At 27.1% G+C, this 15,004-nt stretch carries 17 protein-coding genes; 9 read left to right on the top strand and 8 right to left on the bottom strand.

Translation table 11 applies throughout. The features are described 5' to 3' along the window. The first annotated feature begins 12 nt into the window (after positions 1–12). Together A966_RS04980 and A966_RS04975 are read left to right on the top strand one after the other, a co-directional pair. Positions 13–1,089: a hypothetical protein gene (locus A966_RS04980; protein WP_008723213.1), complete on the top strand. Its 1,077-nt coding sequence runs from the start codon at positions 13–15 to the stop codon at positions 1,087–1,089. Between the two features lie 15 nt (positions 1,090–1,104). Continuing rightward, entirely contained in the window at positions 1,105–1,995 is an 891-nt protein-coding gene (locus A966_RS04975) for a hypothetical protein (RefSeq protein ID WP_008723211.1), read from the top strand. 169 nt (positions 1,996–2,164) lie between these two features. On the opposite strand, the gene A966_RS04970 is transcribed toward A966_RS04975, so the two are convergent. From A966_RS04970 to A966_RS04955, 4 genes are all read right to left on the bottom strand, one after another. Next, a complete protein-coding gene (locus A966_RS04970; RefSeq protein WP_008723209.1) occupies positions 2,165–2,902 on the bottom strand; it encodes a site-2 protease family protein in 738 nt (245 codons plus the stop codon). Between the two features lie 138 nt (positions 2,903–3,040). Next, positions 3,041–3,769, bottom strand: a complete 729-nt coding sequence (locus A966_RS04965) for an amino acid ABC transporter ATP-binding protein (protein WP_008723207.1) — start codon at positions 3,767–3,769, stop codon at positions 3,041–3,043. Continuing rightward, on the bottom strand, positions 3,762–4,475 hold the full coding sequence (locus A966_RS04960; RefSeq protein WP_008723205.1) for an amino acid ABC transporter permease: 714 nt from the start codon (positions 4,473–4,475) through the stop codon (positions 3,762–3,764). Before A966_RS04960 ends, A966_RS04965 begins: the two co-directional genes overlap by 8 nt. A 94-nt stretch (positions 4,476–4,569) precedes the next feature. Continuing rightward, the gene (locus A966_RS04955; protein WP_008723204.1) at positions 4,570–5,313 is read right to left on the bottom strand and encodes a basic amino acid ABC transporter substrate-binding protein; all 744 of its coding nucleotides are present in this window, start codon (positions 5,311–5,313) and stop codon (positions 4,570–4,572) included. Between the two features lie 204 nt (positions 5,314–5,517). On the opposite strand from A966_RS04955, the gene A966_RS04950 reads away from it, so the two are divergent. The 7 genes from A966_RS04950 (at position 5,518) to A966_RS04920 (ending at position 10,400) form a co-directional block, all read left to right on the top strand. Then, positions 5,518–6,126: a LemA family protein gene (locus A966_RS04950; RefSeq protein WP_008723201.1), complete on the top strand. Its 609-nt coding sequence runs from the start codon at positions 5,518–5,520 to the stop codon at positions 6,124–6,126. Between the two features lie 81 nt (positions 6,127–6,207). Then, a complete protein-coding gene (locus A966_RS04945) occupies positions 6,208–7,245 on the top strand; it encodes a substrate-binding domain-containing protein (protein WP_008723198.1) in 1,038 nt (345 codons plus the stop codon). Positions 7,246–7,588: 343 nt separating this feature from the next. Further along, on the top strand, positions 7,589–7,999 hold the full coding sequence (gene rplS / locus A966_RS04940) for a 50S ribosomal protein L19 (RefSeq protein WP_008723195.1): 411 nt from the start codon (positions 7,589–7,591) through the stop codon (positions 7,997–7,999). Positions 8,000–8,035: 36 nt separating this feature from the next. Then, positions 8,036–8,863 carry a sulfide/dihydroorotate dehydrogenase-like FAD/NAD-binding protein gene (locus A966_RS04935; RefSeq protein WP_008723193.1) on the top strand — a complete coding sequence of 276 codons (828 nt, stop codon included), beginning with the start codon at positions 8,036–8,038 and terminating at the stop codon, positions 8,861–8,863. A gap of 70 nt (positions 8,864–8,933) precedes the next feature. Then, positions 8,934–9,347, top strand: a complete 414-nt coding sequence (locus tag A966_RS04930) for a hypothetical protein (protein WP_008723191.1) — start codon at positions 8,934–8,936, stop codon at positions 9,345–9,347. 73 nt (positions 9,348–9,420) lie between these two features. Further along, positions 9,421–9,912 (top strand): LEA type 2 family protein, encoded by a 492-nt coding sequence (locus tag A966_RS04925; protein WP_008723189.1) that lies wholly within the window; start codon positions 9,421–9,423, stop codon positions 9,910–9,912. Continuing rightward, a complete protein-coding gene (locus A966_RS04920; RefSeq protein ID WP_008723188.1) occupies positions 9,912–10,400 on the top strand; it encodes a hypothetical protein in 489 nt (162 codons plus the stop codon). Before A966_RS04925 ends, A966_RS04920 begins: the two co-directional genes overlap by 1 nt. Positions 10,401–10,403: 3 nt before the next feature. Here A966_RS04920 and A966_RS04915 read toward each other — a convergent pair whose 3' ends face one another. The 4 genes from A966_RS04915 to A966_RS04900 all read right to left on the bottom strand — a co-directional run bounded on the left by A966_RS04915 (position 10,404) and on the right by A966_RS04900 (position 14,594). Then, complete coding sequence (locus tag A966_RS04915; RefSeq protein ID WP_008723186.1) at positions 10,404–11,411, bottom strand: guanido phosphotransferase; 1,008 nt, start codon at positions 11,409–11,411, stop codon at positions 10,404–10,406. Then, positions 11,401–11,949 carry a hypothetical protein gene (locus A966_RS04910; protein ID WP_008723184.1) on the bottom strand — a complete coding sequence of 183 codons (549 nt, stop codon included), beginning with the start codon at positions 11,947–11,949 and terminating at the stop codon, positions 11,401–11,403. Before A966_RS04910 ends, A966_RS04915 begins: the two co-directional genes overlap by 11 nt. A gap of 75 nt (positions 11,950–12,024) precedes the next feature. Beyond that, complete coding sequence (locus tag A966_RS04905) at positions 12,025–12,735, bottom strand: IspD/TarI family cytidylyltransferase (RefSeq protein WP_008723181.1); 711 nt, start codon at positions 12,733–12,735, stop codon at positions 12,025–12,027. A 5-nt stretch (positions 12,736–12,740) separates the two neighbouring features. Beyond that, on the bottom strand, positions 12,741–14,594 hold the full coding sequence (locus tag A966_RS04900) for an MATE family efflux transporter (RefSeq protein WP_008723179.1): 1,854 nt from the start codon (positions 14,592–14,594) through the stop codon (positions 12,741–12,743). Between the last annotated feature and the right edge of the window lie 410 nt (positions 14,595–15,004).

Below are 15,004 nucleotides of genomic sequence, written 5' to 3'. Positions count from 1 at the left end.
AATTGTTTTATTATGATAAAAAAAATATTTTTTTCAATTTTTTGTATAGTATTATTTTCTTCTTTTTTATATTCAGAGGATACTAATTGGGTAATTAGGATAAGAGACGGCGAAGGAAATATAAAAAAACTTATGACTGTTGAAGAATGCTTGTCTGAAATATCTAATCTTACCGTTTTAAGAGGTGCTCCTGAAGAGGCTGTTAATGCTCTTCTTACTAATGATTTTCAATTGTGGCAGTTTGCTTCCCAAATTATAGAGCAGGAATTAATATACTTAAAAGCCGTTGAAGCGGGATATGATAAAGATGAAGAAGTATTAAAATTAATTTCTAAAGAAAGAGATAATCAATTATCGCAGCTTTATATGCAAGAAAAAGTTGCAGATGATTTTGCCGTAGTAACAGATGAAGAAAAAAGAAGATTCTTTAATAATAATATATCAAGAATAAGGGCTGCTGTAGGTCCTAATGTAACTTATGAACAGGTTGCTATGGAAATAGAAACAACAATTCTTCAAGAGCGTATGAGAAATGAATATGATAAAATCATAGAATCAGCAAGAACTAATTATAATAATTTTAAATATTCAATTAATAGTGATCCTTGCATTACTATAGAAGAAAAAACTGTACCTTTGTCAGAATTTAATAATATGTTTGATGAATCTATAAAACAGGCTGGGGCAAATATTCCGGCTGCCTTAAAACTTCAGGCTAAAGAGGGAATGTTTAAGGCATTTGTAGCTAGAGAAGTTATGATGTATGAAGCTAAAAAAGTAGGATTTTATGAAACCCCTCAGGCTAAATCTATAGAAAATTTCTTAACTAGAAATGCTGTTAATGCCAATTTTATAAATAAAACCATAAGATCTACTATACCTACTCCTACAGAAGAAGAAATCAATTTAGCTTATGAAAGATATGGTAAAATGTATAATATAGATTCTTTGCCTTATGCTGATGCCCAAAAAGCATTAGCAAGCTTAGTGGTAGAAGCTAAAACTCAGCAAAAATATCAAATATTAGTTACAGATCTAAGATACCGATACAATATAGAAAAGAATATTGATTTATTATTAAAAAAGTGATTGTTAACTAATATTATGAAAAATAGATTATCAATTATATACTTTATACTTTTTATATTATTCTGTTTTTCTCAAATATCTTTTGCAAGAAGAAATGACTTTGATTTTGATGTTACACCTCTTATAGAAAAAAATAAAATGTTTTCTGTAGGCATAGGCGGAATATTTTCTGAATATAATTCTTGGTTTGATGGAAAATTACAGATATTGGATCCTAATAACCCAAATATAAGCAGAAGAGATTTATATTTTACATTTATGCCTTATTTTAAAGTAAGACCTATTAAATATTTAGAACTAGGAGTATCAACTAGCTTCACATATCAAAGACAAGATTGGAGAAATGATATCACTAGTGCTACAAATATGACAGATGATTTTAATTTTGATTCCATTAATGCCACTATGAAAGCCACACTATTGGATTGGTATTTATCTATAGGTGTTAAAGTAGGATTAAGCTATAGTTTTATGAAAAATAATCATATATATTTAGATATTAAAGATCCTTTTAATCTATATACCACAATAATGTTTGCCGGTATTCCTAAAGTAATACCTCTTAATTTCTTCTTTTGCTATACATTTGATACTAGAGATAATTTATTAAAAGATATTCTTAATACAGGAGAAATATCCGGAGGCGTAGAAATAATTACTTCTCCTTTTATCACTCTATATACAGGAGTTAATTATATATTTCCATATACCAAACAATCAACTCTTTCTTATTTGGACATATTTGTAAAATTTAAAGCTACAATATCGGACTTTTTGTATATGACAGTATCATATCAGAAAACAGTATATGGAAAAGGCAATGCCCCAAATACATCAACATTCAATTTTGCCATAGAATATATGTTCTATTCTCCTAAAGGTAGCTGGTGGAGTTTGAACAGATAAAAAATATTAGTTTAAAAAGTGCTTGATAAAATTTTAGAAATTTATCAATTATAAAAATAATATTCTACATGTTGTATAAACATGCGGTATTTAAGCCTACATACTGCATTAAAAACATGTAAAATATACATGGCAATTAATAATAAAATTAGTTTGGAAGAAACTCTATTTATATAGAAAATATAATATTAATACTCTTTCCCAATAAATGCTGAGATATAGTCTGTATAAATGCCAATATAGTTCTTAATATTCCAAAGAAAAGCAAGGCATAAAGTATTAGAAATCCGTAAGGGTATATTTTATCATAAGTATCTTTACCCTTTGGAGATAAGAAAAACCTTAGTATCCATCCTCCGTCCAATGGAGGAAAAGGAAGAAGATTAAAAAACATAAGCATTATATTAATCATATAAAACATAAAAAGCATAGCCAAAATTATAGGTAATGCATTAATTATCATATTAAAGAAAGCATTATTATTTTGTTCTAAAATCATTATAATTTTATATATTAAAAAAGTACCGTCTGTAGTTATTGTTAGTATTTTCATTATGATAAAAGCTATAGATGCAATTATGAGATTGGCAAAAGGTCCTGCAAATGATACTAATGCCTGATCTCTTTCAAAATTATTAAAATTATGCGGATTAACAGGAACAGCTTTCATCCAGCCTATAACCGGAATACCTGTAACGGCAGCAATTATTGGAAGAACTACACTTCCCAATATATCAATATGAGCTAAAGGATTTAGAGTAAGCCTTCCAAGTCTCATAGCAGTTCTATCTCCAAACATAAATGCAGTTCTGGCATGAGAATATTCATGCGTACTTGCTGATATTATAAATACAACATAAGATATGATTCCTATTGAAAGTTTGTTAGAAAATATTTCATAAACCATTATTTGTTTCCTTAAAAAATTGTTTTTATTAAAAATTATTTTTATGCCAAATTAAAAAATCAATTTAAGATTAAAACATATAAAACTATTATAGAATAAAAAGTATAATTTTTATTTTTTATTAATATATTATCAAAATTAATGATTTAATACTTTATACAAGAAATCTTTAACTCTGTCATGTTTAGGATTAGAAAAGAATTCATTAGGTTTTTCATCTTCAAGTATCTGCCCGTCATTCATAAAAAGTATTCTCGTAGCAACATTCTTTGCAAACCCCATTTCATGAGTAACAATTAACATAGTCATGCCTTCTCTTGCAAGCTCTATCATAACATCTAAAACCTCTTTAATCATCTCAGGATCCAAAGCAGAAGTAGGCTCATCAAAAAGCATAATATCAGGCTCCATAGCCAAAGCCCTAGCTATAGCTATTCTCTGTTTCTGTCCTCCGGAAAGTTTGCTCGGATAAACATCTTTTTTATCAACCAATCCTACTTTATTAAGAAGCTCTATAGCCTTTTTCTCAGCATTTTCTTTTGAAACTTTCTTTACTTTCATAGGAGCTAAAGTGATATTTTCCATAACAGTTTTATGAGGAAATAAATTGAAATGCTGAAATACCATACCAAGTTCCTGCCGCATAATGTTAATATTAGTATCTTTATCCATTATGTTTTTGCCGTTTATGATAATATCACCTTTAGAAGGCTCTTCAAGTCTGTTCAGACATCTTAAAAATGTTGATTTACCGCTTCCGGAAGGTCCTATTATGGCAATGATCTCTCCCTTTGCAATGTTAACATCAATACCTTTAAGAACTTCTAATTTTCCAAATTGTTTATGTAAATTTTTTACCTTAATCACTTTCTTTTAAACCCTCCTCTACTCTCTTCATAATCATAGCGAATATAGAAGTAAGTATAAAATATATTATACCAACAGCAAGTAAAGGCTCAACTCCCCTATATGTTTGGCTTGTTATGATGTTTGCAGATCTAAGTAAATCAACTCCTCCTATAAATCCTACAACAGAAGTTTCTTTAAGCAAAGCTATAAATTCGCTTACTAAAGGAGGAAGTATTTTTTTGATAGCCTGAGGTATTATTATCAGCCTCATAGCAAGTCCATAATTCATACCCAAAGCTCTCGCCGCCTCCATTTGTCCCTTATCTAAACTCTGTATACCAGCCCTTATAATTTCAGCAACATAAGCACCAGAGTTTATACCAAAAGCAATGGCTGCTATAATAAGTATAGGAGTATTTCTTAAATTATCAACAAAAACAATATTAGCCCATATCATAAGCTGTACTACAACAGGAGTTCCTCTTAAAATATTTACATACCAGAATGCTATTTTTGCTAAAGGATTAAAATCTTTCAATTTTTTAGAGTTTTTAAATGGATAAAATTCAGAAAGCTGAAGCAAAGCAACTAATATACCCAATATAATACCTATCACTGTAGCACATGCAGTTGTTCCTACAGAAAATAATAACCCTTTTATAATATAAATATATCTGTCATTTGATATGAATATTAACTTTAGAAGTTCTAAATATTCAAGCATATATATAAACCTTTATAATAAAAATATATCCTCTTCTTATAATCTCAAAGCAAAAATTGAAAGGTAATAAGAAGAAGATATAAAGTATAATATATTATTCACCAAAATATTTGCTTATTAAAGCATCATAAGTGCCGTTATCTTTAAGTGTTTTTAAAGCATCGTTAATTTGAGCAAGAAGCTCTGTATCTTCTTTTCTCATAGCTATAGAATACTCTTCAACAGCAGCATCAGTTTCTACTAATTTCAATTCAGCATTCTGAGCAACATAATTTTTAGCAGGCTCATAATCTAATACAACAGCATCAACTTTCTGAGATTTCAAAGCTAATATTGTTTCTGAAGCACTATTAAATTTCTGAGCTTCTACATTAGTCATTTCGCTTACTAAAATATCTCCTGTGTATCCTAAAACAACACCTATTTTTTTACCTGCAAAGCTATCAAAAGAAGTTATATCAGTATTTGATGCCTGAACTACTATAGACTGTTTTGAATTATAATAAGGTTCTGTAAAATTAACAAACTTCTTTCTCTCTTCAGTAGCAGTCATACCTGCAGCAATTATATCTATTTTTTTAGCTTCTAAAGCAGGAAGAAGTCCGTCAAACTGCATATCTACTATCTCTATTTCTTTACCTATTAACTTAGCAATCTCAGCTATCAAATCCATATCGAATCCAACTATTTTATCCCCTTCTCTATACTCAAAAGGCTCAAATTCAGCATTAGTGCCTACATACAATTTGTTTTTTTCTTCTTTTTTCTGACAGCTTATGAATAAAACTAAAACTGCTAACAAAGCTATCACTATTTTTACAATATTATTCTTAAACATAACTTAAATCCTATAATTTTATATTTTTTGATAATTCTATATAATAATGTAAAAAAGTCAAGGTAAAATATATATACTTTTCAAATACTGATTTATCACATAAATTGATATTAACTGTTTTATAAAATAAATAAATTTGAATTAATAAGATATATAATATATAATTTTTAATCTAAAATATATAAAAAACGGGGATTAAAATATATGAGAGGCTCTGCGGTAGCAATAATATTTATTTTAGTGAATATAATAGCTATTACTATATTTATGATAGTTTCTACAACTTCTATAAAAGAATCTATATTAACAGAAGAAAAATTATCAAGAGAATCATTAGACTCCATAATGGATACTTATTATAAAAAAAATATAGCTTCAGAAAATTATTATAATGCCGTATCAGTAATACCAAAAATAGATATATATGTACTTCATTCACTAAGCAATTATATAGCAAGAATAAAATCAATAGAAGCCGATTCTACTTTAATAGAAAAACCATTAACATTTCAGGAATATCAATATATACAGGCAAGAATAACTGAAAATATAAATAAAATTAATTATACAGCTAGAAATTATCCCGTTTTAAGAACAAATCAGAACTATATATCCGCTTTAAATGAGATGCGTCCTATAATAGAAGATGAAAAAAAATATATATCTGCCTATAATGATCATGTATTGGAGTATAATAGACTTACAACAACTCCTCCTTCAAGTATAGTAGCAGGTATAATGGGAAAATTTCCTTTCTTGAAATTTGAAACGGGAACTAATATAATAGCACAAACTGCTAATATGTTTCAATAGATAAAATATATTAGCATTAATCATATTTACAAAAATTAAAACTTTTACTATAATAGACTAAATTAAATTATTCGGATTAATATGAACGATGATGTAAAAGAATTAACAAAACTCAAGAGAGTAACTCAGAAAGAAATAGCTAAAAGACTTGGTATAAGCAGAACAACTGTAGCCAGAGCAATAAACGGAAGCGAATTTATTAAAGAAGAAACCAAATCTAAAATATTAGAATTAGCCTCCGAATTAAATTATGAAAAAAATTACATAGGAAGTTCTCTGGCAAATCAAAAAGAAAAGATAGTACATTGTCTCATAGCTGATTCTTTTAATGAGTTTTATACAAAAGAAATTATACGAGGACTTAATACCGTTCAGAAAGAATATTCTATATATAATTATAATCTAAAAATAACGCCCACAGAAATACATTCTCCTGATAAGCAGATAGAAACTTTAAAAAAGATATTAGAAGAAGGTAATATAGACGGCTTAATAATAACGCCTTTAAATAGAGATATTATATATAATATATTAAAGCCCTATTTCGGTAAAATTAATATAATCTCTATAGGAACGAGATTGTCTGACAGCATATCGCATGTAGGACCTAATCATATAAAACAAGGTTCTATAGTTGCTGGAATAGCTGCTAATATTTTGAGAGACAATGAAAAACTTCTGATAATTGATAATGGAGATGATAATATTTCTTCAGGAATGTATTTAGAAGGATTTTTGAAAAGAATAAAAGACACAAAAATAGATATTTTAGGTCCTATTTACTGCGGAAATATAGAAGACAGCATACATACTATAAAAGAAATATGCCTTAAAGAGGATATTAAAGGAATTTATATTAATAGATATGCTCAGGAAATTTATGATATGATAGATAAAAACATACTAATAGGTAAAAAAATAGTTACTCATGGTATGGCAGAAAGTATAAAAAACCTAATAAAATCAGGTATAATATCATTTACTGTTATGGAAGCTGTATTTATGGAAGGATATAATGCCGGTAAAATAATGTTTGAAATGATATATAAAAAAAATGTTAATACTAATTGGGAGGTATCTGACTCTAAAATAATATTTTTAGAAAATTTAGAAAATTAATATTAGGCTGTTTCAAAACTAATTTTATTTATTAATTTTTGAAGTATATAGCTGCGTTGTTTTATGTGCATTAGGTTTGTGAAATGCTGCATTTTTATAATATAGATACAATTTGCACAACATATAAAACATTTATAGCAAAATAAATCAATCCTAAAATTGTTTGCCATGCACTTTTAACAAGAATATTATTAAAATTTATTTTGGAATTTTACTTGATAAAATTAACATATTATGATAGAATATTGCAACTATATTCTATAATGTTATATTTGTTTATTTTAGATTCTTTATGAAATTAAATAACATTAATATAAATAAAATTAATTAGGAGATATTACAAATGGATCAACAGATAAGATTAGTAGAAGCAAAATATAAAAAAGAAGCCATACTTCCTTTTGAAATAGGTGATACATTAAAAGTATGGGTAAAAATTATTGAAGGCGATAGAGAAAGATTACAGGCTTATGAAGGTACTGTTATTTCTATTCGCGGAAAAGGAATTAATAAAAGTTTTATTGTTAGAAAAATATCTTACGGCGTGGGTGTTGAAAGAATATTCTTATTGAATTCTCCTAGAATAGATCATGTTGATATCATAAGAAAAGCTAAAGTAAGAAGAGCTAAACTTTACTACCTTAGAAACAAAGTTGGTAAAAAAGCTCGCTTAGTAGAAAGATTAGGTGTAAAAATCCCTAAACATTCAGATTTAGTAAAAAACATTGCCGAAGAAAATAAAGCAGCAGAATAATATTATTTACAATTTTGTTATTTTAAGGAGAATTTTATGGGCTATAAGATAGTCGCTAGAGAACAATGGTCGGAAAAAGTTTTTATGATGAAAGTAGTAGCCCCAGATATAGCTAAACATCGTAAAGCAGGTAATTTTATAATATTCAGACTAGATGAAAAAGGTGAAAGAATACCGCTAACTATAGCTGATGCTGATGCAGAAGCTGGTACTATTACTATAGTTACTCAAAGTATAGGATATTCTACTGCTAAACTTATGGAGCTTCAAGTTGGTGATGAAATAATGGATATTATAGGTCCTTTAGGTCAGCCTACTCATATAGAAAAAAAAGACGGAATAGTTTTAGGTGTAGGAGGAGGAGTTGGTATTGCTCCTTTGCATCCTATCATGGAAGCACATCATAAAGCCGGAAACAAAGTTATTTCTATATTAGGGGCAAGAGATAAATCACTTATCATTATGGAAGACATGATGAAAAAAATATCTGATGAAGTTCTTATCTGTACTGATAATGGAAGTTATGGGGAAAAAGGTCTTGTAACCGACATGATTACTAGAATATATGAAAGAGGAGAAAAAATTTCAGAAGTTGTAGCTATAGGTCCTGCTATTATGATGAAATTTGTTTCTTTGCTTACAAAAAAATATAATCTTCCTACAGTTGTCAGCTTAAACCCTATTATGATAGATGGTACAGGAATGTGCGGATGCTGCAGAGTAAAAGTGGGAAATGAAACTAAATTTGCATGCGTTGAAGGACCTGAATTTGACGGTCATTTAATTGATTTTGATCTTCTTATGAAAAGACAGGCTATGTACAAAAAAGAAGAGCATGAATGCAATTTAAAATTAGCTAATTAATATTTAATTATAAAAAGTTACAATCTGTATCAGATTGTAACTTTTTTATAATGCTATATCTATTATAACAATGAAATTACATGTTGATATTAATATTAAAAATATTATTCTGCAAAAATTTGAATGGGACAGTACATACTTTCAAATAACATTAAATGTAAAAAATAATTACCCTATAAAAATAAAATTTGAAAATTTAAAGCTTAATCTCATTAATTGCCTAAATGAAAAATTCGCTTATATAGAATGCGATGATATATCAGTAAAATCAAAAGAAACTAAAGATATTACTTTTAATCTTATTTTATATAATAAAGAATTTTCAAATTTAATAAATAACTTTTTTAATTTAAAAAAATCAATATTTAAAATTCATGTAATAACCGGTAAATTAAACATGTTCTCTATAATACCAATAAATTTAAAAAATTATGAACATAATATTGATATACTTAATATTATAAAACATTTATATCATCAATAATAAACTACTACATATCACTATTTTTAGTTGTATTTGTTATATAAATATGTATTAAATAAAAAAGGTATGATTTATGATTAAGAAAATAACTGCTATAATCTCAATATTATCAATGCTATTTGTATTGTACTCATGTGAAACCCTAAAATCATCAGCAAAAGAAATCACAAGAAGCTATATAGAAGAACATAAACCTGATATAAAAGCTAAAAATGCCTCAATATCAAGCATAACATTACAGGATATCACTTTAACTACTCTTTTTGAAATAAAGAATAATCTAGATTTTGAAGTTCCTATTGATAAAGTTCAAATAGATCTTATTAATACTTCAGGAAAAACTTTTGCAACAGCTAATTCTGTAGAAACATTAAAGATACCGGCAAATCAGGCAAAAGATATTAATTTAGATTTTAAAGCAAAATATGTAGATGTATTTACAACAGCTTTTGATGCTATAAAATCAAAATCTTTTAAATGCGATGCTAAAATAACTTTAACATTTACTATATACGGAATGCAATTTGAATTCCCTTATACTAAAGAGTTAACATTTAAAGAATAATGAAATTAATTAAAATATCAATTTTATTGTTAATTACAGTTCTATCATGCTCTAAAGTAAAGTCAGAGGCTGATAAAATTACAAGGGAATATATAGAAAAATATAAACCTGATATAACTGTAAAATCTGCATCTATATATAATATTACTTTATCAGATATTACATTAAATACATTGCTTGAAATAAAAAATAATTTACCATTTGAGCTTCCAATAGAAAAACTTGAAATAAATCTTATTAATTCTTCAGGCGATGTATTTGCAAACTCACAATCATCTGAAGAATCAGACATTATAAGAATTCCAGCCAATGATTCCAGAGAAATGAATATGAAGTCTAAAGTAAAGTATATGGATTTATTTCAAACCGCCCTTGATGCTATAATGACAGAAAGTTATAAATGCAATGCTGATATAATACTAACCTTTAATGTTTATGGTATGAACTTTCAATTTAAATACAATGTGGAAATAAATTTTATAAAATAGTATCTACTGTTTTAATATATCTCTTACAACATTAGCCCTTATCTCATCAACATTTCTATAATAACTGCTTTTTTCATATAGATGCTTTAAATGGGCATTCTTTCCAACAAAAGCCATATAATATATAGTATCCAAACTTATATTATCAATAATCTCATAATAAATACCCAACCTAAGCCATAAGCTATAATTAATAAGTTCTCTATATTTTAAACTTCTTGCTGATAATAATATAGCATTGCTTCTGTATATTCTATCTTCAGCTTTTACCCTGTCTAGTTTTTTTATTCTATTTCTTATTTTCTTTTCTTTTTCAGATATCTCTTTAACTTTTTCTATAATAGTGTCAAGTATAAACTTTTCGGTCACTCCTATCATAATATTATTTCTTATATTAAGCAGTCCGTTTTTCACATTTACTTCTAATCCCTTTTTATTGCATTCGCTAATTATATAATCTATATTATCAGAAGTTTTCCAAGTAAGACAAGGAACGGCAATACAAACTTCAGCCATCATAGCCGTACCTATTATATTCGGAGAACTTGTAAGAAAGCCGAATTTCTTATCATAAGCAAAATCTATTTGCTGATCTAAAATGCTTTCTATTTCATAGGCTTTATTAAAACAGCTCTCTAATTCTAAACCTCTTGATATAGTTTGAATTTCTAAATGTTCATTAGAATTTATTAGTAAAGATATATCTTCATCTTCATTTGTAAATAATGAAGCATTCACTATATTCTTATTGCTGGGTATAGTAAGATTTTCTATAAGCATTCTAATATCAATAGAAGGAAGTTCAATAAGTTTTTTATATGATAAATTAAGATTTAATTTTTCTATATTAGATTTTAAAATATTTTCTGTATTTTTAAAATCTTCTTTATCCATATTATGAAAGAATCTAATACCGTCTACATTTCTGTAAATGGAAATTTTAGAATATAATACTATATTATCATCTTCACCTTTTTTATATATCCAATTTGCTGTATTATTAACGGACATCTTTTTTTTCGCTCTTAGTTTTTTTAGATATTAAATCTTTTTTCAAATGTTCTAATTTATCTCTTATCAAAGCAGCTTCTTCATATTTTTCTATTTTTATAAGAAGTTCTATTTCTTCTCTGTATTTATTAATTTTGGATTCTATATCTTTATTAGTTAAATTTCTGCTGGATATTTTTCCTATATGTTTATTTTCTCTATGTATTTTTTTAATATGCCTGCTAAGTTCTGATTTAAAATATTCATAGCATTTAGGACATGATACTATGCCTGTTTTTATAAAATTATCTAAGGAGTATCCGCAAACTTTGCATATTTTATTAGAATTAGGAGTTTTCTTCTTTTTCTTTTTTGAAGGCAATGATTTATAATTCGGAAATATGGTATCAATATTATTAAATTCCAATTCCAAACATTTTTCTATAATATTGCCGTTTATTTCACATTCTTTGCATATAGAAATTTCTTTTCTTTCATTACCGATTATTTCTTGAATGTATAATACAGCTTTTTCTTTACCACATATATTGCACTTCAAAATATACCGCCCCTAATAACTTATTATCAAAATTTTATCATTGAATAAAAAAAAAAGCAAATAATTAATATGATTTTATCTTAATTTTATAAAAATATCTAAATCTTCTCTGCTGGTTATCTTTATATTATCAGAAGAACATTCATATATCTTTACATCTCCAAAATATTTACTATATATTTCAGCATCATCTGTAACTAAAACAGCATTTTTATCATTAATATACTTTTCAATTGCATACATGTAATTATCAAATTTAAAACCCTGAGGAGTGGCTGCCCTATAAAGATAGGTTCTGTCAATAGTATCTATTATAGTTTTATCTTCATTAACCTTTTTTATCGTATCTACAACCTTAGAAGCCAATATAGCAGCATCATACTTTACAACATATTCATATAACTGCATAATTTCCTTTTTTTTCACTAAAGGTCTTACCCCATCATGAATGAATACATAATCGGTTTTAATATCTTCTCTATGTTCATTTAGAAACCTCATAGCATTATATACTGAATACACCCTCTCACTTCCGCCTTTTATATAATGAATATTTTTCCTTATTTTTTCTTTTATAAGAGCTTCTTTTTCAATATATTTTTTTATATTTTTTATCTCTTCTTCAGCACTCACTAAAACAATATTATTAAAATTAAATTTAAGCATATTTATAAGAGTATGAATAAATATAGGCTTATTATCAACTTTTATAAATTGCTTTTTTACTTTACCTGCAAATCTTTTAGAACTTCCTGCTATTAATATTACTAAAGTTGTATTATTCATAAAATTTATTCTCTCGGCTTATTATTTTTTGTATTTTTATTTCTTAAATTCATTCTCTCTTCCTTACGCTTTTGACTTTCTAATTTTTTCTCCTCTCTTAATTTATATCTTGCTTCTCTTCTAGCCTGTACTTCCTGTTTCATTTGTAATTTTTTAGCTTCTTTCTCTTTTTTCCTATTTTCATTATATTCTCTGCGTTCTCGATTTTTCTTATCTCTCAATTCTTTCATCTCTTCAAGCTGCATTTTCCATTCTGCCCTTTCTAATTTTCTCTTTTCTTCTCTTTGTTTTTCTCTCTCTTCCTTCTCCTGCATCCTCTCTATCTTTTCAAGTTCTTTCTCTCTAAATAAAACAAGTTTAACAGGATCTTTTATTTTACTCAATTTATCTCTCATCTTCTGAACATAATCTTTTCTCTTACCAATATTTTTAGGAAATAATCTAGCACCTAGAGCATCTACAAATAATCTTGTCCTTAAAACAAGGCTGTTTTGTGTTTTCAAATTAATAACAGAAACCCAAGGAACTCTTAATATTACTAATAGTGCTATTACTCCAGCCATAGTGTTTGAAAATAAATTGCCCCAAAATACTGACCAATATGATAAATATTTGCTTGTTAAAAGAATAAATATAAATCTCAAAAGCCATATTCTAAGTATGCTTATTATAAGAGGTATTCTAGTTCTTCCAAGTCCAATCAAAGCACCCTGAGAAACCATAGCCACTCCAAATCCCAATACACCAAAAGCAAATATAGGAAGAGATCCATTAGCCACATATAAGTCCTCAGCCTGCCTAGTAAAAAGTATAGTAAGATGAGGCGTAAGAGGTATGATAATAGCTATAAGAACAATGGATGTAATAACTGACATTATGATTCCTGTATAACATGATTTCTTAGCTTTATCATTATATTTAGCACCTATATTCATACTAACCATTGTAGTAACAGCAGAACCAAAAGCAGCTGTAAAATTAAAGCATATATTAACTATATTATTAGATATACCCTGCCCGTTTAATACAGAAGCACCATATTTTTCAACCTCCGTATTGATAAGAAAGAATCCTAAATTAGTTAAAAATGTATTGAGCATAGAAGGAATACCTATAATCATAAGCTCCTTCAATACTGTAGAGTCAAATTTAAATTCTTTTAAAGATAATTTATCATCGCTTTTTTTTATGAATAAATCATAATACATCCAAACTGTTACAATAGCATAAGTGGAAAAGGAAGCCAATACACTTCCTACTATGCCCAAATGAAGTAAATAAACATATATAAAATTAAATAATATTTTCAAAAGAAGAAGTATTATACTTCTTATAAGAGTAGCTTCAGGTTTACCATTAGCGTTTTTTATACCATTATATAGAGCAGCTAAAAATGTCATAGGCATAACAAAACTATATAAAGATAAATAGGTAAATACATTCTCTTTAATATTAGGCAAAAGATTCATTGACACTAATATACTTACAACATATAGAGTAGGCCCCATAGCAATTCCAAACATTACCCCTATAACAACTATTTGTGTGGATATTCTTTTGGCATTTTTAAAGTCCCCTAGTCCATTATACTGCCCCACTATAGCCATAGCAGCAACCCCCAAACCTTGAGATAATGCTGTCATCATATTGATTATAGGCTCTGAAAAATGCACGCTGCTTGCTATAACAGTACCAGCAACATTATTAAGAAAAAGTCCGTCCATCAATGGTATCATAGACTGAACTATACTCATTATAAGAGTTGGAATAGAAAGCATTATTAAAGTATTACTAATAGGACCATGAAGAATCAGATCTCTTCTTGCCTCTGTAGACTGACTTTTAAAAAAACTAATCATATTTATCCTTTAAAATTTCTCGTATTAACAATATAACCGATTATTATATATTCTATTTTATATTAAAAACAATTTTTTGCATAAATAAAATAAAAAAATTAATTTTTTTTAATTATCATATAGGCGAATTATTATATAAATAATAGCAAATTTTTTATAATATAATTAGTTAAAAAGTATTATATAACTATTTTTAGTAATTTAAAATATAGTATTTAGTTTTATAAGAGTTTATTTACCATTGAGAAGCATATAAAGTGATTCTTTGCATACTGTATATAAGGGACATGCTAGGCAATGTGTAAGACTACATTTAAGAATGGACTAATACATACAAAGTACCCTTTTATGAGTATAGCATGCAGTCAGAAGAATACATATTTACATACTAAAACAATACACTATAAAAC

Source organism: Brachyspira hampsonii 30446 (assembly GCF_000316195.1).
GTDB classification, from domain to species: domain Bacteria; phylum Spirochaetota; class Brachyspiria; order Brachyspirales; family Brachyspiraceae; genus Brachyspira; species Brachyspira hampsonii_C.
The sequence above is the reverse complement of the archived record's forward strand: the minus strand, read 5'-3'. Positions and strand labels throughout refer to the sequence as shown.